A 22447-nucleotide genomic window follows, 5' to 3' on the forward strand; every position below is an offset into this window, starting at 1 on the left:
ACATGGTCTATAGAATCTTCAAACCTGTCCTTCAAGCGTTACTACAAATCACTGTCCTTCTCATCGCTATCGCATGGGTATTAGATTCTGGTGCTCAAGCAATGGGGTATCAATGGCAGTGGGAACGTGTACCTGACTATATCGCCTTCTACGAAGATGGTGAGTGGTGGCCGGCAGAATTAATCGAAGGACTTATCGTCACGCTAAAGATTTCTGCGATTAGTCTATTCTTCACTTTAGTGATTGGATTGGTGACTGCGCTTTTAAGGCTTAGCGATTCCAAAGTTGGTAATGCGATTGGAACGACGTATGTCGAACTTATTCGTAATACGCCGCTACTGGTACAGATTTATCTACTCTACTTCGTCTTTGGTCCTGTCATTGGTTTGGATAGATTCAGCACCGCAGTCCTCGCATTGTCTTTATTCCAAGGAGCCTATACCGCCGAGATCTTCCGTGCTGGCTTAAACAGCATTCCAAAAGGTCAGTTTGAAGCTGCGAAGACATTAGGTTTATCGCCTTTCTTCGCCTACAAAGACGTCATACTTCCGCAAGTGTTGCAACGCACCTTGCCACCTTTGACGAATGAAGTGGTTTCTCTTATTAAAAACTCTTCAATTGTCAGCGTCATGGCAATCTTTGACTTAACGACCGAAGCGAGAAACATCGTATCGGAAACGGCCATGCCGTTTGAAATCTGGTTTAGCGTAGCAGCAATCTACCTTGCTCTTACACTATCACTTTCTGGCCTATCCGCTTGGCTAGAACACAAACTAGGAGCCAGTTGGCGCAAATTATAAGGAGATAACATGAAGTTATTCAAAGCGACCATTACTGCATTATTGGGGCTTGCGATTGCTTTGCCTTCGCTTGCAAAAGAAGAAGCCGCGACCCCAAATGTTGATCAAATCAAAGACCGCGGCACGCTTCGCGTTGGTATGTCGACATTTGTGCCTTGGGCAATGCGTAACAAACAAGGTGAGTTAATTGGTTTTGAAATCGATGTAGCGAAACGCCTAGCCGCAGATTCAGGCTTACAAGTTGAATTCGTACCGACAGCGTGGGACGGCATCATCCCAGCTCTTCTTGCTAAGAAGTTTGATGTAATCATTGGTGGCATGTCGATTACGCCAGAACGTTCAAAGAGCGTATTGTTCACAGAACCGTATTCTCACTCAGGCGTTCAAGTAGCAGCAAGCAAAGAGCTAGCTGCTGGCTTTAGTGAGTTTTCAGACTTTGACTCTCGCCGTATAAAAATTGCCGCTCGTCGTGGCGCGTTCACAGTGCAAGTAGCGCGTGAGACGTTCCCTAAAGCGAAGATCCTTCAGTTTGATGACGATGCTCAAGCATTCCAAGAAGTACTAAACGGCAACGCACACGCAGTCATTGCATCAAGCCCGAAACCGGAGCATGAAGCGATCAAACACGCAGATAAGCTGTTTATTCCATTTACTGAGCGCTTATCAAAAGGTAACGAAGCCTTTGCGGTTCGCCTAGGAGAAGAAGACAAAAAAGCCTTCTTTAACAAGTGGATTGAAGCTCGCACACAGGATGGTTGGTTAGATGAGCGCTACGAATACTGGTTCTCAACGCTAGATTGGCAAGACCAGGTGGCACAAGGTCAATAACCTTAATCATCGCACGAATTAACAACACCGACTCGTACTTCGGGTCAGTTTTCTTCTCTACTATCGGAGTCAAACTTTGAGCGGACAAACCACCACTCGCGTTGCACCAACCAAAGCAAAATCAGGCTTTTTCTTAAGTCGTTTTAACCTACTCGATTGGGTACTGCTTGCCATCTGCGCGTTGGCTGGGGTTTGGCTCTATCATCGTTCTACCGTTGGCGTAAACTACATCTGGCATTGGAAAGAAGCCATTGACCTCATATTCACCCCAAGAGCTGACGGCGGCTTGCCGTATTTCTTCCAAGGCCTAATCTCAACGCTGCGCTTAAGCCTTTGGGGCATAACCTTTGCTCTCGTATTGGGCACTCTACTTGGTTTAGCTCGATTCTCAGCCTCAGCTTGGCTACGCACACCTGCCAACGCTTTTATTCAATTGGTACGAAACATTCCACCTTTGGTATTCGTATTCATCTTCTATTTTTTCATCTCGAACCAGTTAATCCCATTACTTGGGTTAGAAGATCTTCTGCGCAACTATCGCGGAGATACAAATGCACTGCAGAACTTCTTATTTGGTCCACCAAACCTATGGGAAAACTTGGCCTCTGGTGTGCTTTGTGTCGGCTTACTGTCTTCGGCTTATATTGCTGAAGTGGTTCGCGCTGGTTTGCAAAGCGTGGATAAAGGCCAGTGGGAAGCTGCAGATTCACTCGGCTTATCTCGCTGGGTCAAATACCGTTTTGTAATTGCCCCACAAGTACTCAAAGCAATTACACCTGCCCTCGCCGGACAAACCATTTCACTGGTTAAAGACACTTCTATCGTTTCGCTGATCTCGATTCAAGAAATGACCTTTGTCGGCACAGAGATGGCCAATTCATCAGGCTACATTTTCGAAATTTGGTTAATCGTCGGCTTCGTTTACTTTCTGATTTGTTTCGGTCTATCAATGATTTTTAGATACATAGAGAAAAAATCGGAATCTATTTCAAATTAACTTAAAAGCCCTCATATTTAAGACTTTGTAAGCCTTCAAATCGGAACTCCATCCTGTTACAGTCATTGCCATGCTAGTTTTTTGGCGTTTTTCATGGAGTTAAAGCAGCAGTCCGACTACGAGCAGTACATAAGACAGGACAGTCTTGGTGAATACTATGTCGTGCTCAACCAATATACGTTTTACAGTGTTTATCAACCTATCTTCGATAAGCATAGAAACATAATCGGTATGGAAGCCCTACTCCGCATTCGTGGTGTAGACGGCACTAACATTCGGCCAGACCTGTTCTTTGCTGATGCAAGTATTAATACCTACTTTCGTCTATGTATCGAGTTTTTATCTCGTGCTATTCATATTCGTAACTTTGCCAAGCACTTCGCAGGTTCAACAATTAAGTTATTTCTTAATGTCATGCCTCAAACGCTGCTTACCCTAACTAAAGATATGGGTTTCAAAGATAACGGCCTTCTCTACAAACGCTTAGAGGAGCTTGGAATGCACCCCTCTGACGTCGTATTTGAAGTAGTTGAAGAATCTTGTGGTGACACTGAGCTTTTGATAGAAGCCGTCCAATTGATGAGGACGAATGGCTTCTTGTTCGCTATTGACGACTTTGGCTCTCACCATTCAAACATGTCTCGCGTTAAACATCTTTGCCCCGACATCATCAAGATAGACCGTTCTTACCTTCTCGATTATTGTTCAGGTGATACGCTGGCGATTGCAAACGCAGTAGAACTGGCTGAAGAGATGAATGCGAAAGTCGTGATAGAAGGTGTAGAGGAAAACATTCAGCTTTCCGCCATGCAACGATTAGACTTAGATTATTACCAAGGTTTTTACCTCGGCAAGCCTAACGCAATCCACCATTGGACGAATCAGGTTAATAGTAATAAGCTTCTGCATTGAGCTCATACGAGCATCCTCGCCCACTCTACAAATAAAAAGCGCCGACTTAGTCACACTAAGTCGGCGCTTTTTAGTTATTCGAATCTATCGAATCAAACCAACATCAATTAAAAGAAGTCGATTGAGTTACGGCCGCTGTTCGGATCGCGAGTCGCTTTAGGCTTATCTTCTTTTTTGCCTTTCTTAGCCGATTGAGATAAGGCTTCTTTCTGTGCTTTACGCTCTTTGTGCGCGGCTTTACGGCCTGTTGATTTAGGCCCTTTAACGTTCGCTTTGTCGTTCTTTTTCGAACGAGACTTTTCTTTGCGAGCCGCTTGTGCTTCTTTCTTCGCCTTTTTCTCTGCTTTTTCTTCAGCAGATTCAGGTTCAGTTACTGGCGCGTCACAGACAACAACATAATATTCTTGGTTGAACTCGAAAAAATCACCATCGTACATTTTGCGACGCTTGCGCGTTTCTAATTCACCATTTACCGCAACGTAACCTTCTTCGATGATGTGTTTTGCTTCACCACCGCCACTCACCAAGTTTGCGATTTTAAAAAGCTTATACAGTTCAATTGGGTGCGCGTCGACGTCGATGCCAATCGCTTCGATTTCAATTTCTTCGCCTTCTAAATACTCTTCGTTTTCGTAATCTTGGGTCATGTTCGGTACTCATTAATCTTGATGAACGGAGTTTAAACGGAATGCGTACAAATAGAAACGTGATCTTCACTCATCTCTGCTATTTGGGTATATACTCACCCAATAACTCCTTGAACGAGCGTCATTTTGTCTAAAACGAGCCAAATCACCTTCGCAACCGCGAATCTATTTAACTTTATCGCCCCACCCAATGCCTATTATGATTTCGAGAACATCTACTCGACAGAACAATGGCAAGACAAGCTCGCTTGGACAAAATCACAAATCGAACAGCTCAATCCTGACATCATCGGCTTGCAAGAAGTGTTCAGCATTGAAGAAACCAAAAACTTCTTTGCTGAGATCGGTTACGAACACTTTGCCTGTGTCGATACGCCACATGTCGAAGGCGATTATATCTACTCGCGTCCTGTTGTCGCCGTCGCTTCGCGTTTTCCGATTGAACATTATGAAGCAGTTACGTTCGACAAAGAAACACTCGCTGCCTTTGGCGACCTCACCGCGCCCCCTTTCAGTCGAAAACCGGTTAGAGCGAGCATTGTGCATCCCGTTATCGGCCACATTACGGTTTATGTGACGCATTTAAAATCTCAACGCCCTGCGGACACAGAAGCCCCCGAACAGGCAAGCAGACCAATAGCCCGTTGGCTCTCAACTCAACAACGTGGCTGGGAAGCGGCAATGTTGCGTGATGCCATGCAAAAGCACTATGCGAGTAGCCCGATGCCAACGGTATTAATGGGCGACATGAACCAACCCATCACTGATGCCAGTGTGAACAAGGCGTTGGTTGAACAATATGGTGACAGCGTCACTGATTTGCGACTCAATGACGGATGGGAATTGCAAGTAACGCCCTCATTGGAGTCACGACCAGCAACGCATTATCACTTTGCGAAAGGAAACGTGTTGGATTACATACTGTTGTCGCAAGAGTTCGATTCTCATGAAGATGTATCAATCGCGGAAGTCACGAGCTACCAAGTGCACGATGCGCACCTAATCAATCCGTCTTTTGAGAGAGATAAAAACGCCAGCGACCACGCATTTGTGGCGCTGACGGTAGAAATTAAGCTTTAGCGTCGGTGTGGCGCTTTACAATCTTACGCGGAATCAACTCCACTCCTGCTTTATAGCGCTTAGCTGAAGCATTAAGCGCCAACTCCATTGCGCTGTCGGCGATCAGCTCAAACTGCTGTGGGAGCGAGTTGATTTTGATTGGAAGAAAATCGAGCAAACGGTTATCACCAAAGGTGGCCAAACGTACTTTGCCCATCAACTCTGGCTTTTCCAACATCACATCCAACACGCCTTCTAATAAGGTGTAAGACATGGTCACCATAGCATCTGGCAGCTTGCCCTTTTCGATCCACCCTTCTAACACCTTCTTGCCTTCTTCACGAGAGAAGTGCTGACCATAACCTACTAATGCCTCGTTACCTTTTTGCTGGCATGCAGAACGGAAACCCAGTTCACGCTCTTTAGAGACTTGCAGTTCTTCTAATGCGCCAATCAGGCCGATGGACTCAATCTCAGGCGACAATACTGATTCTGTAAGCTCAAACGCCGCATCAAAATCTTCACTGATCACACAACAAAAGTGTTCATCATCCATAGGACGGTCAAGTGCGATAACGGGCGTACCGGAGTTTTGTAGTTTGAGATAATACTCGCTCGCTGCTGGCATACTGCTCGCGACGAATAGCGCATCAATACGACGACTCACGAGCGCCTCCGCAACCTTTTGCTCCGTTTGCGGATCATCATCAGAACAGCCGATCAAAATTTGGTAGCCCGCTTTACGCGAGTTCTGTTCAATCAGTTTTGCTAAACGCGCGTAACTGGTGTTCTCTAAATCTGGAATGATCAAACCGAACGAACGGGAGTTGCCCGCTCTTAAAGAAGATGCGGCGTGATCCGGTTTGTAATTGTACTGCTCAACCACCGCCATGACTTTCTTTTGAGTCTTTTCGCTGATGCGGTATTTCTGCGCTTTTCCGTTAATCACATAGCTTGCCGTGGTCTTCGAAACCCCAGCTAATTTTGCTATTTCATCCAGTGTCATATTCTAAGCCCTGTTCTGTGCGCGGGATCATATTAATACATCAACGATCCTTCGATAAGTTGAATTATATGCTGAACCGATTCAGTATAAAAGCTGAAAGGATTCAGCAAAACTCAAAAATTGACGAGAGTCACCAAAATCACGCAATACAGGCTCCCTTTGCTAGGCTTTAAAAGCATAAAGCCATGAGTGGTTAAGTTTCGATTTTAGAAACAGTTTCGCTGAGTGTTTTAAAAAATTTGACCAAAAGCTGAATCGATTCAGTTTCTTTTGTTCAGTAAATTGTTGTTAAGCAAAACCGTCTCACATAGAGAAATGACGAACAAAGACACGTTCAGCAACCATAGATAAACGGCGTTACGCAAACAAAGTACTGCGTAGCCAAGATGAATTAGAAATAGATACCTTAAGGCTGGAGAAGCACCATGCTTAAGCTAAGTAAGAACGACATTACCCTATCTCAATCCGCTACAGATAAGTTTGAAGCGATCAAAAGCATCGCGAAAAGCCTGACAGACAAAGGTCTGGTTGAACAAGGCTATGTAGAAGGCATGCTAAACCGTGAAAACCAGAACTCTACGTTTCTAGGTAACGGTATCGCGATTCCACACGGCACGACTGACACGCGCTCAATGGTGAAAACCACCGGCGTTGCTGTTCACCACTTCCCAGAAGGCGTTGAATGGGGTGATGGCAACACAGTTTACGTTGCTATTGGTATTGCTGCGAAATCAGACGAGCACTTAGGCATTCTTAAGCAGCTAACAAAGGTACTGGGTGCGGATGGCGTTGAAGAGCGTCTGCGTGATGCGAAAAACGAAGACGACATTATTGCCCTGCTTCATGGCGACGTTCAGCTAGAGGCGGATTTCGATGCTTCTCTCATTCAACTGCTATTCCCAGCAAGCGACATGATTCAAATGAGCGCGGTTGCTGGCGGCCTACTTAAAAACACAGGTTGTGCAGGTACAGAGTTCGTTGCAGACCTAGTAACAAAAACACCAACGCACCTTGGTCAAGGTCTATGGCTAGTAGGTAGTGATAAGCAAGTAACTCGCACTGGTGTTTCTTTTGTATCAACAGCAAATGATTGTGAATTCGAAGGTGAGAAAGTGCGTGCTCTAGTTGCATTTGCAGCTTGCAACAACGCTCACCAATCTATCCTAAGCACGATTTCAAAGCTTGTGTTTAACAACGAACACAGCAAATTACTTGATGCTTCTGCTGAACAGATCCTTGCACTGTTCAAAGGCGAAGAAATGGCAACAGAAGCGGCTGAAGATGGCAACACGGCAATCTTTAAGATCAAAAACGCCCACGGCCTACACGCTCGTCCTGGCGCAATGCTAGTTGCTGAAGCGAAGAAGTTCGAATCTACCATTCGTGTGGCAAACCTAGATGGCGACGGCAAAGCAGTGAACGCGAAGAGCCTAATGAAAGTTATCGCGCTGGGTGTGAAACACGGTCACCAGCTTCAATTCTCTGCTGAAGGTCCAGATGCTGCACAAGCACTTGAGTCAATCGGCAAAGCAATCGCATCTGGTCTTGGCGAAGGTTAAGGGGCGAGAGAATGACAGCATTGAAAACAAACAAAGTCGTTACCATCACGCTTAACCCTGCCCTTGACCTAACAGGTTCGCTGGACTCAATTAAAGTGGGTTCTGTCACCCTAGTTGAAAAGAGCAACCTACACGCGGCTGGTAAAGGCGTAAACGTAGCGAAAGTGCTTAGTGACCTAGGTGCAGACGTAACAGTGACGGGCTTTCTTGGCAAAGACAACCCAGAGCTCTTCCACCAGCTATTCAGCGATATCAAGGTTGAAAACGAATTCGTTGAAGTAGAAGGCGCAACTCGCATCAACGTGAAATTGGTTGAAGCAGATGGCCAAGTGAGCGACATCAACTTCCCTGGCGTTCAAGTCACAGCAGAAGAAATCGCGCGCTTTGAAGAAAACCTATTCCGCCTTGCAGAAACACACGATTACTTTGTATTGGCAGGCAGCCTACCGGGCGGTGTTACTGCAGAGCAATGCGCGGCATGGATTGAGAAGCTGCATCAGCAAGGCAAGAAAGTCTTGTTCGATAGCAGCAAAGTGGCACTACGTGCAGGCATCGACGCTCACCCTTGGTTGATCAAACCAAACGATGAAGAGCTAAGTGACTTTGTCGGCGAGCACCTTTCAACGCCAGAACAATGCCAAGAAGCAGCGCAAACGCTAAGCGATAAAGGCATTGAGAACATCGTAGTTTCTATGGGAGCAGACGGCGTGATGTGGCTTAACCAAGGCGAATGGTTACGTGCTCAACCACCAAGAATGAATGTAGTAAGCACTGTTGGCGCTGGCGATACGCTTGTTGCTGGCTTGTGCTGGGGTCACATGCAAGCGATGCCGAAAAACGATTTACTGCGCTTCGCTACCGCGCTTTCTGCCCTAGCAGTAAGCCAAGTTGGCGTTGGCCTAACCAGTCAGGAAGAACTGGAGAACATCAAGCTCCAAACGCAAGTAACCGAGCTTTACCCTAATACGAACTTAGACAAAAACTAAGGAACAGAAGGTTATCAGTATGAATATTGCCATTATTACAGCTTGTCCAAGTGGTGTTGCGAACAGCATCATTGCGGCAGGTCTACTAGAACAAGCAGCGGCGAAGCTGGGTTGGAACGCAAAGATTGAATGCCAATCAAGCGTGGTTGAACCAACACTGCTGACAGACGCTGACATTGAACAAGCAGAAGCGATCGTAATTGCGGCTAACACTCCAGTTGATACTTCTCGTTTCGTAGGTAAAAAAGTCTACCAAGCAGATATCAGCACTGTAGCGAAAGACGCATCCGCTTTCCTACAAACGGCTGTTGAAGGTGCAGTGACACTAGAGCAAGTAACCACAGTTACGGCACAAGTAGCAGCACCAGCAGAAAGTGCCTCTGCAACTAAGAAAATTGTTGCAATCACTGCATGTCCAACCGGCGTTGCACACACCTTCATGGCAGCAGAAGCACTAGAAGAAGAAGGCAAACGTCGCGGTCACCAAATCAAAGTGGAAACGCGTGGCTCAGTAGGTGCGAAAAACCAACTGACTGACCAAGAAATCGCAGACGCAGATTTGGTCATCATCGCAGCAGATATCGAAGTACCTCTTGACCGCTTTAACGGCAAGAAGATGTACCGCACTAAAACAGGTCCAGCGCTGAAGAAAACAGCGGAAGAAATGGACAAAGCGTTTGAACAAGCAAGCGTATACCAACACTCTGGTTCTTCTAGCGCATCATCAGCGACAGAAGAGAAGAAAGGCGCATACAAGCACCTAATGACCGGCGTATCTCACATGCTTCCAGTTGTGGTAGCCGGTGGTTTGATCATCGCCCTATCCTTCGTATTTGGTATCGAAGCATTTAAAGAAGAAGGTACGCTAGCAGCAGCGCTAATGAACATTGGTGGTGGCTCTGCATTCGCCTTGATGATCCCAGTTCTTGCTGGTTACATCGCCTTCTCTATTGCTGACCGTCCGGGTCTGGCTCCAGGTCTAGTTGGCGGTATGCTTGCTAGTTCAACAGGTGCAGGTTTCCTTGGTGGTATCGCAGCAGGTTTCATTGCCGGTTACGCTGCTAAGTTCCTTGCCGACAAAGTAAAACTTCCACAATCAATGGAAGCACTTAAACCTATCCTTATCATCCCGTTCGTGGCGACATTGTTCACGGGTCTTGTGATGATTTACATCGTGGGTGGCCCAGTATCTGGCATCATGAACGGCCTAACTGATTTCCTAAACAACATGGGTTCAGACAGTGCAGTTCTACTGGGTATTATCCTTGGCGCGATGATGTGTTTCGACTTAGGTGGTCCAGTAAACAAAGCTGCTTACGCATTCGGTGTAGGTCTATTGGCTTCGCAAACTTACGCACCAATGGCTGCAATCATGGCCGCGGGTATGGTTCCTGCACTAGGTATGGGTCTTGCGACGTTCATTGCTAAGAACAAGTTCGAGCAAAGCGAGCGTGAAGCAGGTAAAGCCTCATTCGTGCTTGGTCTGTGCTTTATCTCTGAAGGTGCAATCCCATTCGCAGCGAAAGATCCAATGCGTGTTATCCCATCATGTATGGCGGGTGGCGCACTAACTGGTGCTCTATCGATGCTGTTCGGTGCAAAACTGATGGCACCACACGGTGGTTTGTTCGTACTGCTTATCCCTAACGCAATCTCACCAGTGCTAATGTACTTGGTAGCAATCGCAGCAGGTACAGCGGTAACAGGTTTCACTTACGCGTTCCTAAAGAACAAAGCAGAAGCGAAACAAGAAGCAGCTGCTTAATCGTGACTAACTCGCTTAGACGGTTCTAAGCAACGATTAACAATGCCTCCCTCGATTTGGCATTCGACACCTCCCTCTAGCCTCGGCATTGGGAGGTGTTTTTTATTGAGCGATAATCGGAGTCTAACGGGCGCTAAATCCGATAGCAGATAAAGTTACTCTCTTCTGTTTCGCTCTGATTGAAAAAGAACAAGCGTTCGTCTTCCACTTTGTAAATGAAGTCCGTTTTGGTGCCTACGTAAGAGTTCATGTCTCTGACGAAAACCTCACTCTCCGTTGGCTGTTCATTCCAACTGACTTTCTGATAATCCACCGTCAGCGCATGTCCCTCCACTTGATACTTACCGTTGTAAACCAGTTCATATTCTTTTCTTTCGCCCTTTTTCGTCAGCAACGTTCCTTTCTGGAAAATGTACATGTCCCTATCCGAGCTAAACACCACGACAGAACGGTCACTGATGTTTTCATAACGTCGGTAACCTCTAGTAATAAAGTCTTCTTCAAACGTTGCACACGCCCAACGCGAACCAGTGATTTCATCGGATTGGAAATACTTTTGGTGAACAACCACACCCACGAGTCCCGTTGCCAATGCAATATTGAGTACGAGTAGTTTGTTTATCTGCATATTGCATCCGCCCTGCTCATGCTCTCTAAGACCGTTTCTTTCAAGGTGTCGATATCGAGAGAAAACTTAATGTAGTTGACGTTCTTATTACTGTTTTTGGCGAAAGCAAACGCACGTAAAGTATGCGCCCCTTCTTGATAAGCCGATTCAGACACACGCAAATATACGATGGCCGGACACACCGGAAATACCTCATCGTTGAGGCTCTTTGCCAAAGCCGAAAGATCTAACTCGTCATGATTTTGATCGTAAAAGTAGAAGTCCGTTTCTGACACAGAAAAGTGTTGGTAATCCGAATCATCAAGAAAATCAGGATGTGGCACAAACGGACGAAAATAAAGCACAAAGACAATCGCAAAAAGCAAGAAAGCCGTCATCAGTATTGGGGTTAAGCTAAATGCCTTGTCTCGCGATTCAGCTTCTTGCTTGGGCGCTGCTTTGACTTGATGCTCAACATCATCAATTTCGAGCGTTTGGAGTTCCGGTATCTCAACTTTTTGTTTGATGGGTTTCACATCCGCATCAACTTCCAGTAAATAGCCAATTTTACTTACCGTTTTTATCTGTACACCTTGCGCCTTCAACTGAACAAGTTTCTTTCTTAAACCGGAAATGACATTGGTCAATGCTTGATCGGTAACAACTGAACCATCCCAACAGGTTTCGAATAACTCTTCGCGAGTTACATGTACGCCCTGCTTTTCAAGCATCAAGTTCAGCACTTGGTATGGAAGTGGCCTTAGAGGAACATCATTACCGCGTGAATTGGACAATGTCCTTGTCGTCGGATCGAGGACCAAATTGGCGAAATAGATTCTATGCATACAGGCTCACTGCTTTCTCAACTCCTTGAATTATAGGTCAGGTTTGCTGAACCATTCTAAAAACCAAGTCATCTTCATCACACCACAATGCAGCACTCAGTTTTTAGTAATGAAGGATTCAAACATCAATTTTTAACTCTGCATACCTTCCGAGCACACAAAAAACACACAATTGCCTAAGTCACTAAATCAATAGGAATTATTTGGTTTTTGTTTACTTTTTGTTTAGTTTTTCAGCGCCTCATTTAGATAATGAACACTGTTTTAAACACAACAATACAGACAGTAATACAGAGGTAAATAACAATGAAAAAAGCAGCCACCCTTATCGCCGTACTTGTTAGCATTCAGGCTCATGCAAATAGCTCACAGGATGTATCAGGGTTTTATCTGGGCGGGGGTATGGGTAACACCACATACAGTGATTATAGTCCGTTTACACATTTGGATGCTGATGGCACAACTTTTAAAATTATTGGCGGTTATCAATTCAATCGTATCGTCGGTATAGAAGCTCAATACACTGACTACGGTGATATCAAAGTAAAGAACACGCCTTTTGATCTCAACGTAAATAGTGCGTCTGTTGCTGCAAACATTGGCTACACATTCGACAATGGGTTACGACCATTCGCGACGCTAGGTTTGGGCTACATTTCGGTGGATGTGCCTGAATTTCTCGGTGAAGACGAAAACGAGCTGCTACTTCGCGTAGGGGCCGGTCTTGAATACACGCCGCATCAGTTTAACAACATCACTTTCCGAGCAGCGTATGAGATGGACCACTTCAATGTCGGCTCGAAAGGCTCGAACTGGGACACCAACATTCAGGTCGGCTCTTTCTATGCGGGTGCAACTTATAAGTTTTAATAAAAAAACAAACGCGGACACATAGAAAGTACAAAGGGCGAACGCTTACGATAAGCGTTCGCCCTTTCTTGTATAACGTGCCGATTTATTGCATCGGTTCAGATTCGATATCCACGTCACCGCTGTTCAAGTTCACCATCGCGTTGTAAACATTTTGCGGATCACCATGGTGTTTAAAGGTGAAGTGATAGACGTTGGCCGGCGTCCAAATCTCTTTGTCATCGACGGGCATAATATCGTAACCATCTTGCTGGTATAACTCTGTCGCCATCACATACGCTGTCGCTGTCTGAACTTGAGTGTTGTGGTCGATTTTAGGTTCTACTGACGGGTTACTTGGGTAAGATTCACCGTTGTAACTCATCTGACGATAAGCACCATTACTCCACACAACAAAGTCTTGCCAACCGTTGCTGTAGCTGTCTATTAGTGCAATCGGTGTTCTTGTTACCGACATGCGGTTCAGCACTTTACCGTTGTTATCGAACATATATGCCGTGCAGCCACCACTGCCGCAGAAGAAACGGTCTTGGAACAACACCAAATGTTCTGCTGTACCATCACTGTTCAAATCAGCAGATCCCGTAACATAACGAATTTTGTCCGTTTCTAAAGAAAGACCCTGTGGCATCAGAATACTTTGGTCAATCCACGTTGCGATGGTCGCTGCATCTGCACTTTTTAGCTCTACAGGAACTTGAGAATCTGTATTATCAGTAGAAATGCCGTCTGTGGAAGAACAGCCAATTAGCGTTAGTGAACCTAAAAGGAAGAGTCCATGTAATCCGCGATTGTTCATTTGCGTTCGCTCTTTTATTGATGATGTTTCTTTAGTATACGCAAGATTTATCAATCGCTTGTAAGAAAATCATAAAAATCAGTAAGGTGTACACCAAACCACCAGCCTTCCTTTTCGCCCTTATCTTTTTCTCCAGCCTCTCTTCTTCTCTCTTTTGCTTCTCACTTCTATTCTCTTTTCCCTCTCGTATCTTGACTCTCCCCGATCAAAAAAGCCCTGAGGAAAGTCCCCAGGGCTAGGCAGGAATCTGACAATAATAAAAGCCAGGAAGTCCCTTATGCAGTGGTTGGTTTGATCTTAAACAGAATTGCAAACATGACTGGTACAACAATCAGAGTCAAAACTGTAGCAAAACCAAGGCCTGCCATAATCGTAATCGCCATTGAGCCGAAGAACGCATCTGATACCAGAGGAATCATTCCCAGAATCGTCGTCAATGCCGCCATACTCACTGGACGAACACGGCTGATCGCACTGTCGACAATCGCTAAGTAAGGATCCTTACCTGATGCTAGCTCTAGGTTAATCTGGTCAAGAAGTACGATACCGTTTTTCAGAATCATACCGCTCAAGCTCAATAAGCCTAGGAACGCAGTAAAGCTAAAAGGCATGTTTGTCGTCAGAAGACCAAATGCCACACCAATGATAGACAGCGGTACAGTGAACCAAATAACCAATGGCTTCTTCAGTGAGTTAAACAGAAGCATCGTAATGATGAACATCAACAAATAACCCATTGGCAATGAGCCAAACAGACCTTCTTGTGCATCTTTCGATGATTCGTATTCGCCGCCCCACGTGATTTCATAGCCTTCAGGAAGGTGCAAAGCCATCACTTTAGGCTCAATGCGAGAGAATAAACTTGCGGGTGTATCGTCACTAAGCACATCATGGTCAGCCAATACCGTTAGAGTACGCTTACGGTCACGACGCTGAATTAACGGCTCATCCCAAGCCAGCTTCACACCATCGATCACTTGATCAACTGGGATATAAGATTGTAACGATGGACTCCAAATATTCACGTTTTGCAGTGATTCGAAATCTACACGCTCTTCTTCTGGTAAACGCGTCATGATAGGTAGTGTATCTGTACCATCACGAAGGAAACCAAGCGTGCTACCCCCAAACGCCATTTGTAACGTGCTTGAAAGATCTTCTTTCGAGATGCCCAAGCGACGCGCTTTTGATTCGTTGAATACCGGTACGAGCTCTTTAGTGCGCTCACGCCAGTCGTGACGAATGTTACGAGCACCTGGGTCAGTATGAAGAATGTCTTCTACTTGCACCGCGAGATCACGAAGCACTTGTGGATCTGGGCCAGTAATACGCGCTTCAATCTTAGACGCCGGCGACGGGCCGAATTCCATCAACTTGAACTGGAACGTGGGTTTATCAAACGTCTTCGCTAGGTTGTCATCCAACTTATGCAGCAGTTCAAACATGTTCTCACGATCTGTCGTACGAACTTGGAACTGCGCGTAAGCTTCGTAACTTTTCTCTGGTTGGTAAGTCAGAGCGAAACGCTGCAAGCCTTGACCAATCGAAGCTGAAACAAAATCGACATCATCTTGTGTACGAATGTAGCTTTCTACTTCTTCCGCTTTCTTGATGGTCTCGCGAATGTCTGTGCCTTCTGGCATCCACATATCAACGTAGAACATCGGCGTGTTTGATGGCGGGAAGAACTGTTGCTTCACACTACCAAACGCAACCACAGCACCAACGAGCAATGCCACCATGCCTGCTACCGTTAACCAACGGAAACGCAACGCAAATTTAAGAGACGCACCAAACGCGACAAACAACCAACCTTTGTACGGATCTTCGTCTTCTGCTTGTGTATTTTTGTCTTCTTCTTTTAGCAGAAGGTCTGCAAGGAATGGCGTCAAAGTAATCGCAGTTACCCAGCTTAGAAATAGTGAGAAACACAATACCCAGAACAGAGAGCCCATGAACTCACCAGTCGCATCTTGAGACAGACCGATAGGCGCAAACGCGGTAATAGCAATGACTGTCGCACCAAGCAGCGGCCACTGAGTTTGTTTTACGATATCTGTTGCCGCTTGAACTTTGGTTCGCCCTTTCTTAAGGCCAACCAATATCCCCTCGACCACCACGATGGCGTTATCCACCAGCATACCGAGCGCAATGATCAACGCACCAAGCGAGATACGGTGCAGTTCGATATTGTTGTAGTTCATCAAAATGAAGGTACCGAATACCGTCAACAACAGCACCAAACCGATTATCACGCCACTGCGTAAGCCCATAGTGAACAGCAGTACGATGATTACGATAGCAACCGCTTCTGCCAAACTAATAACAAACGCTTTTACTGAATCGTCTACTTCTTGCGATTGGTTGTAGAAGTAGTTCATATCCAAACCAGCCGGCTTGATGGTCTCAAGATTCGCCAGTTCAGCTTCAATACGTTGACCGACTTCTACTACGTTTACGCCAGACGCAAACGAAATACCAATGTTGATTGCTTTCTTACCGTTATATAGCAGCACATTGCCCGGCTTTTCTTGAATGCCACGGCTGATGGTTGCAACGTCTTTCAAGCGAATCAGATTACCGGTGTCACGACCGTGAATGATCAGGTTTTCTAGTGCTTCTACGGTGTTTAATGTACCGCTTGGGCGAATAATAAGGCTCTCGCCGTTTACCATCACCTCGCCCGCAGAAACCACATTGTTCTGTTGGTTCAGCAAGCCAGAAATCACGTTCATGTCGAGGTTCAGAGCCGCTAAGCGATCCAATGAAATCTCAACAAACAGCATTTCTTGTTGGTCGCCTGCAATGTCGACTTTACCCACGCCATCGATCAGTTCGAGTTCACGCGTGAGCTGGTCTGCGTAACGTTTCAGTTCTACGTAATCGTAGTCGTCACCCGTTAACATCAGCATTACGCCGTACACGTCACCAAAGTCATCAATGATTTGCAGAGATTGAACGCCTTGCGGCAAAGTTGGTTGCAGATCGTTGATTTTACGGCGCATTTCATCCCAGATTTGCGGCAATTCATCCGGACCGTAGTCCATCTTCATGCTCACCATAATCTGTGACATACCACTTGAGGACGTCGACGTGATCTTATCGATATAAGGCAGCTTACGAATCTCTTTCTCAAGCGGATACGTCAGCTCTTCTTCTACTTCTTTAGAAGTCGCGCCAGGATAAGTCGCCACCACCATCGCATCTTTGATAGTAAATGCCGGATCTTCCAATCGGCCCAACTCTAGGAATGACATTACCCCGCCAACCGCGAGAATAACGATGAACAGCCAGCTGATGACTTTGTTCTTAATTGAGTATTCAGCAATGCTCATTATTGTTGTTTCTCCACCACATCCACTGACTTACCTTCGCGTAACTTACGTAAGCTGGAATTCACTAATACATCGCCTTGTGCAACGCCTGATGACACAATCGCGCCTTCACCGTTAATTTGATCAATCGTCACCGCCACTTTTGTGACCGCGTCACTGTTTAATTTCCACACAAAGAACTCACCATCCTTGTTACCCGCTTGAAGCGCAGTCATTGGAATGTTGTAGCCATCAATCGACGTTATACCCGCTGCCACCATGTCTACTGCAACGCTTACACTAGTACCCGGCAAAATCTCTTCATCAGGTTGTGGCATGGTTAAATACATTTGGTATGTTTGTGTCTGCGCGTTTGGCTCACTGGTGTGCTCCAAGTAATCCAACGCATAAGATTTCGCGTCACCCGAGAACGTTGCTTGAGGTTGGTAGCTCATGCTTTGTGTATTTGGGTTTACCATCGCAAGCACGTTGTCTGACAGCTCGATGCGAACGTACACTTTTTCGCTTTGATAAAGGTTTAGAACCGGCTCACCAATCGCAACACGCTCAAAACGCTCTTTGAATACATCCGAAACCTTGCCCGCAAACGGGGCAAATAAACGTGTGTAGTTCAGTTGGTTTGTCGCGTTGTAGAAGTTTGCTTCCGCCAGCTCTTTATTTGCCGTTAGCTCATCCAACTCCGCTTTAGAAATCATTTGGCGGTGATGCAGTTCTTCACCACGTTTCAGCTGACGAATCGCGAGTGTGTATTGTGCTTCTGCATCGTTTACCGCTTGCTTTTCTTTGCTGTCGTCTAACTTAGCGATCATCTGGCCTTCTTTAACCGTGTCACCCGCTTTAACGAGCACATGCTGAACTTCACCTGCGCGACGGAATGCAATTGGCGTCTGTTCCGCTGGCACGACTTGGCCTTTGAATGTGCGGTATTGGCTTTTTACTGGAACGTCGACAGCAACCGTAGAAACATACAAAGGCTGCTCTGCGGTGACTTCGTCTGTGCTGTTACAACCGGTTAGTACGGCCAATGCGATAGCCGATACTGTGAATAATGAACGTTTCATTAGATACCTTCCTCACGAACCCAAGCTTTCACCACTTGGCCTTCTACTAGGCGTTCAACACCTGCAATAACAACGTAATCATTCTTGTCCAGACCCGACTCCACAGCACCATTCGCACTTAGTGACAAGGTCACTTTATTGACTTGCTGTGTATCGCTGTCCATTACCCAAACTTCACCATGAGCGGCGTCTTTCGACACCCAAGCCGCATTTGGCAGCATCATCGCGTTCGATACGTTTTGCTTCGCAATGTGTACTTGGCCTGTCATGCCCGTTAGCAAGTTGCGATCAGAAGGACGAGTAATCGTCACGATCGCTTCGTAGCTGTTGGTGTCAGCATTGGGTTGGGTAGATATTTCTTTGAATTGGCCCTGGATGCGGTTGTTTGGTTCGCTGTCCATCGTCACCCACATCTCTGCGTCTTTAAGTGAGTTCAATGACACCGCTTCGGCGTAAGTCACAGGCAAAGTAAACGACACATCCAAAGTGGTGTTGTCGATTAGGTTTAGGATTTCTTGCTTAGCAGCAACCACTTGGTATGGCTTCACGTAGGTATAAGACACCACACCATCAAACGGCGCGTGAATCTCTGTGTAGCTCAAATCGGTTTTCGCTTGCTCTAAGTTTGCCAGTGCCGCTTTGTATTGCGTTTCTTGTTGGTCGTAACTGTCTGTACTGATCAGCTTCTTGTTGTACAAACTTTTCGAGCGTTCCCATTGGGTTTTCGCTAATGCGTACTGCGCTTGTGATGCATCAAGAGCTAACTGCAAGTCTTTTGGGTCTAGCGTTGCAAGTACATCGCCCTGCTTCACCTCTTCACCCATTCTCACGATCAACTTCTCAATTTCGCCACCTACCTGAAATGAAAGTTGGGCTCTGTACGTTGCATCTATTCGTGCAAGGAATGCATCGGAATCGGCAACAGTCAGATCATTAACAGCAAGTAATTTTACAGGTTTGACTAATGGCTCAGACGGTTCTGATACGGCTTTGTTACACCCTGTCAGCATCGTGGCGAGGCTCAATGCCACCGCTGCTCCGACAAATGTGCGCTTTAAGTATTGTTTTCGCACTGGCTTTCTCCATCGACTTTATATTTACTACACAGGTGTGCAGTATATGTGTAACGAAAAAATGATCAACATATTTTCCACGTGGATAATAAAATAATTAGGCAAACTGTCCGGTTTCTGGTAAAAATAGGCGCGTTGATTAATATTCGGGAAAATTCGAACTATGACAGAAAGAAAGCAAGGCCGTAGAAGTGCTGAAGCCGCTGAGCAAACTAAGTGCCTGATTCTAAGAGTCGCGGCAGATATGTTCTGTGAGTTAGGGTACGAACGTGTCTCGCTTCGAAACATCAGTGAGAAAGCTGGTGTGTCCCATAGTTTGATTCGCCACCACTTCGGCAGCAAAGAGAAAATCTGGCAAGCCGTTAGTGATGGCATGGACGAATTCATGCAAAGCTACATGGCGCAGTTGGTAAGCGAAATGCCAGCGAATACGCCATCGAATCAAAAAATCTACCTGTTCATGGTAAGAATGCTAGCGTTTGCACTCGTTAACCCTCACCCAGTTCAAATGATTGCCGATGCGATTCGCCAAGGCGACGATGCATTGCTGCAATACTTCTTACGATCAAAAGATGAGTTCGCGGCAATCTTTACCGACCTATTTGCTGACTACAACGTGGAATACCCAGAGCATCGTATTGATCAATGGGAATCAAAGTGGCAAATGCTGGTGTTTGCACATGGTGCGATTAGCCTAGCACCTATGATGCAAGAGACGTGGCCAGAAGATGCAGACAATCGCGAGAAAATGCTGATTAACCACTGGGAATTGTTCAACACCATCATGGCAAGTCAGTTTAGCGTGAACAAAGAAGACATGATTCACCCAAGCAAACTGAGTGAAGTTGTGATTGAGATGTGTTGCCCTATCGAAGAACTCACCGCATAAGTTGAGCTTTCAAAAGAACATAAAAAATGCCGAGCACTGAGCTCGGCATTTTTGTTTGTGCTTATCATTTCAGAGAGGAAACGGAATGGAACCTACTTCATAGTTGCTTATTCCTAACCGCGACACTGTAGCTATACAGCGCGTGGGAGATAGATTCCTAGTTTCGCTTAGGCTCGCTGGAATAACGAGCCTTATTTAACTCTCTAAATCAATGAATTAGCTTAATTAACCACGGTAGTAGCGTTGTGGTACGAACGGCATTTTTTCTACCGTCATTGGTAGCATCTTGCCACGTACTTCTGCAAACAGCTCTGTACCGATAGCCGCTAGATCGGCACGTACGTAACCCATTGATACTGGCTTACCTGCATTAGGGCCTGCTGTACCACTGGTTACTACGCCAATCTTGTTGCCATCTGCATCGTACAGCTCAGCGCCTTCACGAACTGGCGCCTTGGTTTGACCAACCAAGCCAATACGCTTACGTGCAACGTCTTTCGTTTCGATCTGCTTAAGAATGATGTCAGCACCAGGGAAGCCACCTGCACGTTCGCCATCAGCGCGACGTACTTTTTGGATGCCCCATAATAGGCTTGCTTCAACAGGCGTTGTTGTTGTGTCTAAGTCATGACCGTACAGACACAGACCACATTCAAGACGAAGTGAGTCACGAGCACCAAGGCCAATCCACTCAACTTCTTCTTCACCTGTGAGTTTACGAGCAAGCTCTTCTGCTTTGTCCGCAGGAACAGAGATTTCGTAACCGTCTTCACCTGTGTAACCACTACGAGAAACAATGCACTCAACGCCTAGTAGTTCAACTTTGCGAACATCCATAAACAGCATCTCTGCTACTTCTGGTGCGAAACGCGCTAGTACTTCTGCAGCTTTAGGACCTTGAATCGCAAGCAGTGCGCGATCATCAATGATCTCAAGCTCAATGCCAGAAGGAAGATGCGCCTGAAGGTGTGCAATGTCTTGTTCTTTACATGCTGCGTTCACGACAACAAACAGATGATCGCCAAGGTTAGCCACCATCAAGTCGTCCATGATGCCGCCCTGCTCATTAGTAAAGAAAGCATAACGCTGCTTGCCCGCACCTAGGTCAACAATATCAACCGGAACCAGTGTCTCTAAGAACGCTGCTGCACCATCACCAATCAAACGAAGTTGACCCATGTGAGAAACATCGAACAGACCTGCTGCATCACGAGTGTGTAAGTGTTCTTTCTTTACGCCTAGTGGGTATTGAACTGGCATGTCGTAACCCGCGAACGGGACCATCTTTGCGCCTACTTCTACGTGAAGTGCATGCAGTGGTGTTTTCAGAAGTTCTTGAGTCATTTTCGTCTCCATTTAGATAGACCCGATGATGCTGTCGGCATTCGTTGTGTTTCCAATAATAAACACGCTTGATTCAATTTTGCACGAACAAGACATCACTCGACTTTCAAAAGTGTGACTTTTAACATTTTAATCACAACAGAACGCACAAAAAAGGCGCTCTGTTGAGTGAGATATCATCAACAGAGCGCCATCATAACGCATTCAAAACCGATAGCAAACGTTTGCCTTCACTATAGGAAATTTACAACTATTTATCACTATTTGGCAGTCACCCACAAAATGTGCGCGTCTTCCTCACTCACACTGGTCAACATATGACCCATGTTCGCATCGTAATACACACTGTCGCCTTCGCTTAATACAACAGGCTCATAGAACTCAGAATAAAACATCACCTCACCTGATAAGATGAGTAAAAACTCTTCCCCATCATGACGAACCCAGTCTTTGTATTCGTCAAAACTACGGGCACGAATTTGGCTCTTAAAAGGCATCATTTTCTTATTGGAAAGTTGAGTCGCCAACAGCTCGTGTTCGTAGGTTTGGGTTGGGTGTGGTTTACCCTCTTTTTTCTTGGTTACATCCCTGCGCCCTGTCGCGACCTTTTTTCTAGGCGGTTCAAATAGTTGTGGCATGTCAATTTGTAACCCATGCGCTAATTTTTGCATCGCTTGGAACGTTGGAGAAATCTGTTCATTCTCGATCTTACTTAGCGTAGAACGCGCAAGGCCAGTTCGTTGGCTCGCCTCTTCTAACGTAATACCAAGTTTAGAGCGGATATCTTTAATGCGCTGACCGAGCTTAAGCGGTTCAATATTCTGGTCTTGCTGCTCTTTCGCCAACGTCATTGACGGGTATTCATCGTAAATACTTTCTGCCATAAATCCCTCTGTAAATATCCTTTATTCCTTCCTATTAGCATTGTGCATGAAGCCTATAGTGGATAAAAGTCCACCGAGTTAATTAAAGCGTGCTCTTGTTAACAAAACCAGAAATCTCGTTTCCTATAGGAAATTTTTGGTTGATTGTTCGTGCCGCAAGCGCTATGTTACCAACTTGTTA

Annotated in this window: 20 protein-coding genes; 10 read left to right on the forward strand and 10 right to left on the reverse strand. The window is 45.8% G+C overall.

The window, feature by feature from the left end:
* The first annotated feature begins 2 nt into the window (after positions 1-2).
* From VJL_RS11270 to VJL_RS11285, 4 genes are all read left to right on the forward strand, one after another.
* A complete protein-coding gene (locus VJL_RS11270; protein WP_038877954.1) occupies positions 3-800 on the forward strand; it encodes an amino acid ABC transporter permease in 798 nt (265 codons plus the stop codon).
* Positions 801-809: 9 nt separating this feature from the next.
* Entirely contained in the window at positions 810-1628 is an 819-nt protein-coding gene (locus VJL_RS11275) for a transporter substrate-binding domain-containing protein (protein ID WP_038877956.1), read from the forward strand.
* Between the two features lie 76 nt (positions 1629-1704).
* A complete protein-coding gene (locus VJL_RS11280; RefSeq protein WP_038877958.1) occupies positions 1705-2625 on the forward strand; it encodes an amino acid ABC transporter permease in 921 nt (306 codons plus the stop codon).
* A gap of 93 nt (positions 2626-2718) precedes the next feature.
* Positions 2719-3537 (forward strand): EAL domain-containing protein, encoded by an 819-nt coding sequence (locus tag VJL_RS11285; RefSeq protein WP_038877960.1) that lies wholly within the window; start codon positions 2719-2721, stop codon positions 3535-3537.
* Between the two features lie 107 nt (positions 3538-3644).
* On the opposite strand, the gene VJL_RS11290 is transcribed toward VJL_RS11285, so the two are convergent.
* The gene (locus tag VJL_RS11290) at positions 3645-4184 is read right to left on the reverse strand and encodes an RNA-binding S4 domain-containing protein (RefSeq protein WP_038870841.1); all 540 of its coding nucleotides are present in this window, start codon (positions 4182-4184) and stop codon (positions 3645-3647) included.
* Positions 4185-4310: 126 nt separating this feature from the next.
* On the opposite strand from VJL_RS11290, the gene VJL_RS11295 reads away from it, so the two are divergent.
* The gene (locus VJL_RS11295; protein WP_038877962.1) at positions 4311-5264 is read left to right on the forward strand and encodes an endonuclease/exonuclease/phosphatase family protein; all 954 of its coding nucleotides are present in this window, start codon (positions 4311-4313) and stop codon (positions 5262-5264) included.
* Here VJL_RS11295 and cra read toward each other — a convergent pair.
* Positions 5254-6249, reverse strand: a complete 996-nt coding sequence (cra, locus tag VJL_RS11300; RefSeq protein ID WP_038877964.1) for a catabolite repressor/activator — start codon at positions 6247-6249, stop codon at positions 5254-5256. The genes VJL_RS11295 and cra overlap by 11 nt on opposite strands.
* 425 nt (positions 6250-6674) lie before the next feature.
* On the opposite strand from cra, the gene fruB reads away from it, so the two are divergent.
* The 3 genes from fruB to fruA are packed head-to-tail and all read left to right on the forward strand — an operon-like array spanning position 6675 to position 10559.
* A complete protein-coding gene (gene fruB / locus VJL_RS11305) occupies positions 6675-7808 on the forward strand; it encodes a fused PTS fructose transporter subunit IIA/HPr protein (protein ID WP_038877966.1) in 1134 nt (377 codons plus the stop codon).
* Positions 7809-7819: 11 nt separating this feature from the next.
* Entirely contained in the window at positions 7820-8794 is a 975-nt protein-coding gene (gene pfkB / locus VJL_RS11310; protein ID WP_038877968.1) for a 1-phosphofructokinase, read from the forward strand.
* Positions 8795-8813: 19 nt separating this feature from the next.
* Positions 8814-10559 (forward strand): PTS fructose transporter subunit IIBC, encoded by a 1746-nt coding sequence (gene fruA, locus VJL_RS11315; protein ID WP_038877970.1) that lies wholly within the window; start codon positions 8814-8816, stop codon positions 10557-10559.
* Positions 10560-10692: 133 nt separating this feature from the next.
* Here fruA and VJL_RS11320 read toward each other — a convergent pair whose 3' ends face one another.
* Positions 10693-11187 (reverse strand): hypothetical protein, encoded by a 495-nt coding sequence (locus tag VJL_RS11320; RefSeq protein WP_038877972.1) that lies wholly within the window; start codon positions 11185-11187, stop codon positions 10693-10695.
* The gene (locus VJL_RS11325) at positions 11178-11897 is read right to left on the reverse strand and encodes a winged helix-turn-helix domain-containing protein (protein ID WP_439654169.1); all 720 of its coding nucleotides are present in this window, start codon (positions 11895-11897) and stop codon (positions 11178-11180) included. The genes VJL_RS11320 and VJL_RS11325 overlap by 10 nt, the downstream gene beginning before the upstream one ends.
* A gap of 420 nt (positions 11898-12317) precedes the next feature.
* Between VJL_RS11325 and VJL_RS11330 the strand changes: the two genes are divergently transcribed.
* Positions 12318-12881, forward strand: coding sequence for a porin family protein (locus VJL_RS11330; RefSeq protein WP_038877976.1), 564 nt, complete (start codon positions 12318-12320; stop codon positions 12879-12881).
* 85 nt (positions 12882-12966) lie between these two features.
* Here VJL_RS11330 and VJL_RS11335 read toward each other — a convergent pair whose 3' ends face one another.
* The 4 genes from VJL_RS11335 to VJL_RS11350 form a co-directional block, all read right to left on the reverse strand.
* A complete protein-coding gene (locus VJL_RS11335) occupies positions 12967-13680 on the reverse strand; it encodes a COG3650 family protein (protein WP_038870862.1) in 714 nt (237 codons plus the stop codon).
* 275 nt (positions 13681-13955) lie between these two features.
* Positions 13956-17015: an efflux RND transporter permease subunit gene (locus tag VJL_RS11340; protein ID WP_038877978.1), complete on the reverse strand. Its 3060-nt coding sequence runs from the start codon at positions 17013-17015 to the stop codon at positions 13956-13958.
* Positions 17015-18076 carry an efflux RND transporter periplasmic adaptor subunit gene (locus VJL_RS11345; RefSeq protein ID WP_038877980.1) on the reverse strand — a complete coding sequence of 354 codons (1062 nt, stop codon included), beginning with the start codon at positions 18074-18076 and terminating at the stop codon, positions 17015-17017. The genes VJL_RS11340 and VJL_RS11345 overlap by 1 nt, the downstream gene beginning before the upstream one ends.
* Positions 18076-19149 (reverse strand): efflux RND transporter periplasmic adaptor subunit, encoded by a 1074-nt coding sequence (locus VJL_RS11350; RefSeq protein ID WP_038877982.1) that lies wholly within the window; start codon positions 19147-19149, stop codon positions 18076-18078. The genes VJL_RS11345 and VJL_RS11350 overlap by 1 nt, the downstream gene beginning before the upstream one ends.
* A 163-nt stretch (positions 19150-19312) precedes the next feature.
* On the opposite strand from VJL_RS11350, the gene VJL_RS11355 reads away from it, so the two are divergent.
* Positions 19313-20038, forward strand: coding sequence for a TetR/AcrR family transcriptional regulator (locus VJL_RS11355; RefSeq protein ID WP_005441953.1), 726 nt, complete (start codon positions 19313-19315; stop codon positions 20036-20038).
* 225 nt (positions 20039-20263) lie between these two features.
* On the opposite strand, the gene gcvT is transcribed toward VJL_RS11355, so the two are convergent.
* Positions 20264-21382: a glycine cleavage system aminomethyltransferase GcvT gene (gene gcvT, locus VJL_RS11360; protein WP_038870869.1), complete on the reverse strand. Its 1119-nt coding sequence runs from the start codon at positions 21380-21382 to the stop codon at positions 20264-20266.
* A gap of 260 nt (positions 21383-21642) precedes the next feature.
* Positions 21643-22266 (reverse strand): helix-turn-helix domain-containing protein, encoded by a 624-nt coding sequence (locus VJL_RS11365; RefSeq protein WP_005431308.1) that lies wholly within the window; start codon positions 22264-22266, stop codon positions 21643-21645.
* Positions 22267-22447 lie beyond the last annotated feature (181 nt).

The organism is Vibrio jasicida CAIM 1864 = LMG 25398 (assembly GCF_000400365.1).
Lineage (GTDB): Bacteria > Pseudomonadota > Gammaproteobacteria > Enterobacterales > Vibrionaceae > Vibrio > Vibrio jasicida.

Coding starts and splice junctions, on each gene's coding strand:
- VJL_RS11355 (WP_005441953.1), top strand. CDS start 19,313: ATGACAGAAAGAAAGCAAGGCCGTAGAAGTGCTGAAGCCGCTGAGCAA.
- VJL_RS11335 (WP_038870862.1), bottom strand. CDS start 13,680: ATGAACAATCGCGGATTACATGGACTCTTCCTTTTAGGTTCACTAACG.
- fruA (WP_038877970.1), top strand. CDS start 8,814: ATGAATATTGCCATTATTACAGCTTGTCCAAGTGGTGTTGCGAACAGC.
- gcvT (WP_038870869.1), bottom strand. CDS start 21,382: ATGACTCAAGAACTTCTGAAAACACCACTGCATGCACTTCACGTAGAA.
- VJL_RS11340 (WP_038877978.1), bottom strand. CDS start 17,015: ATGAGCATTGCTGAATACTCAATTAAGAACAAAGTCATCAGCTGGCTG.
- VJL_RS11365 (WP_005431308.1), bottom strand. CDS start 22,266: ATGGCAGAAAGTATTTACGATGAATACCCGTCAATGACGTTGGCGAAA.
- VJL_RS11345 (WP_038877980.1), bottom strand. CDS start 18,076: ATGAAACGTTCATTATTCACAGTATCGGCTATCGCATTGGCCGTACTA.
- pfkB (WP_038877968.1), top strand. CDS start 7,820: ATGACAGCATTGAAAACAAACAAAGTCGTTACCATCACGCTTAACCCT.
- VJL_RS11285 (WP_038877960.1), top strand. CDS start 2,719: ATGGAGTTAAAGCAGCAGTCCGACTACGAGCAGTACATAAGACAGGAC.
- VJL_RS11320 (WP_038877972.1), bottom strand. CDS start 11,187: ATGCAGATAAACAAACTACTCGTACTCAATATTGCATTGGCAACGGGA.
- VJL_RS11270 (WP_038877954.1), top strand. CDS start 3: ATGGTCTATAGAATCTTCAAACCTGTCCTTCAAGCGTTACTACAAATC.
- VJL_RS11325 (WP_439654169.1), bottom strand. CDS start 11,897: ATGCTTGAAAAGCAGGGCGTACATGTAACTCGCGAAGAGTTATTCGAA.
- fruB (WP_038877966.1), top strand. CDS start 6,675: ATGCTTAAGCTAAGTAAGAACGACATTACCCTATCTCAATCCGCTACA.
- VJL_RS11275 (WP_038877956.1), top strand. CDS start 810: ATGAAGTTATTCAAAGCGACCATTACTGCATTATTGGGGCTTGCGATT.
- VJL_RS11290 (WP_038870841.1), bottom strand. CDS start 4,184: ATGACCCAAGATTACGAAAACGAAGAGTATTTAGAAGGCGAAGAAATT.
- VJL_RS11330 (WP_038877976.1), top strand. CDS start 12,318: ATGAAAAAAGCAGCCACCCTTATCGCCGTACTTGTTAGCATTCAGGCT.
- cra (WP_038877964.1), bottom strand. CDS start 6,249: ATGACACTGGATGAAATAGCAAAATTAGCTGGGGTTTCGAAGACCACG.